The following is a 1,485-nucleotide window of genomic DNA, read 5'->3' on the forward strand; positions in this document are numbered from 1 at the left end:
ATTATAACCGGCTGGCATTGATGGCATGCCAATGGTGCTGACGCCAACACTGCTGCTGCTGACTTTATAATCCGCTTGGTTTTCGCTATGATTTTGATTAGTGGATAGTTGAAAAAGCGAGGAACTAAAGCCATGGGACGGATTTCAGCTTAAGTTTGAAGTGGTCAAGCAGATGACTGCTGACGAGCAGAAGTCAATAAAAGAGATTTTAGGCGCGATGATTTTTAAACATCAGGCTAAGCAGTTGATTGGTTGATTAAAACAGGGCGAGCTAAACAAGAGAAGTAACACAACACAGTAAATAATAGCGCAGATTAACGATGAGCCACCACAGCTCACCAGCTAACCACAACTAACTTCAAAGAAGTTAACTATGGCTAAGATACATTCTAAGCTAAAATCAGCTACAGGCAAAGAGCCTGCATCGCAACCCAACGAACGGTTTTATACCGTCGGTTACGTGCCACAAGGCACAAAACCCAACCCCAGACCACAACTAACAATTAAAGGCAGGTGGCTGGAGCAATTTGGTTTTTATGTGGGCTGCCCTGTTATTATTAAAATAGAGCAGGGCAAGTTGCTGATAGAAATTGATTCGCAAGTTTAAAAATAAATAATAAAAGATCCCCCGCTTGTTAAGGCGGGAAATAAGAAATTATTTATTGGGATTTATATATAAAAATCTATTATCTAAATCCAAACCGAGTAAATCAACAATATGAAGTACTTTGTTATATTCGTCTTCACTAATTTTCACATCAAAATCTGCAATATGATCACACAATGTTTCAAAAGCCAAAACATTTTCGGAATGATTAATATAATCCAAAGCATAATCTATTAACTCAGGATCTATCCTATCTTTTAAAGAATTACCAAATTCTTTTATACAATTGTTAACTAACATAATTATTTAACCTTTATAACTTTTTACTTAATTGGTTTATAATGAGAAGGAACTGGTGCCTTGTCCGGAAACGCCGTTATTATTTTTCCATTTGCTGGTTCATAAATAACTCTAATACGTACCCCATCTCTAATTTCGTATGCAGCCCATCTTGCAGGATTTCCTGCTTTAGTATAAAGACCACCAGTTCCACTCTGTGCATACCATTGTGTATTAGGCGATGTAGCAATATCCCCTATTTCATGGACAATTTTGTCTGCAGACCAATCCTTAGGAAATGTGGTTTTACCAGGATTTCCTGGGTACATGTGTCCCCCACTTGTTGGTCCATCCCCATATAATATATGCTGCTTAGCTTCAGGTGATAAAATATCAACGTATTTCTGATTTTCAGGCGATATTTTTGCACTCGTTCCCTTTCCAGCGTTAATCTCTTGTTCTTTTTTTACATGTTCACCAAAATTACTACTTTCATTAGCTTTCTGATTGGTGACCTGATTATCCAGTATTTTATCCTTAGTCTCTTTATAATTTCCACCACCTTGTTCAACATTGCCTTTTCCGTGTTGTAGCTCTAA

At 37.4% G+C, this 1,485-nt stretch carries 3 protein-coding genes; 1 reads left to right on the forward strand and 2 read right to left on the reverse strand.

Features of this window, described 5'->3' with window-relative positions:
* Window positions 1–373: 373 nt before the first annotated feature.
* Complete coding sequence (locus J3U57_RS12580) at window positions 374–607, forward strand: SymE family type I addiction module toxin (RefSeq protein WP_267344984.1); 234 nt, start codon at window positions 374–376, stop codon at window positions 605–607.
* A gap of 48 nt (window positions 608–655) precedes the next feature.
* Here J3U57_RS12580 and J3U57_RS12585 read toward each other — a convergent pair whose 3' ends face one another.
* Both J3U57_RS12585 and J3U57_RS12590 read right to left on the reverse strand, forming a co-directional pair.
* Entirely contained in the window at window positions 656–907 is a 252-nt protein-coding gene (locus J3U57_RS12585) for a MafI family immunity protein (RefSeq protein ID WP_220218600.1), read from the reverse strand.
* 23 nt (window positions 908–930) lie between these two features.
* Window positions 931–1,485, reverse strand: a 555-nt coding sequence (locus tag J3U57_RS12590; RefSeq protein WP_267344986.1) for an EndoU domain-containing protein, incomplete at its 5' end; no start/stop codon positions are given.

Origin of the sequence: Gilliamella sp. B3464 (assembly GCF_026536145.1) — a bacterium.
In the GTDB taxonomy this organism is placed as follows: domain Bacteria; phylum Pseudomonadota; class Gammaproteobacteria; order Enterobacterales; family Orbaceae; genus Gilliamella.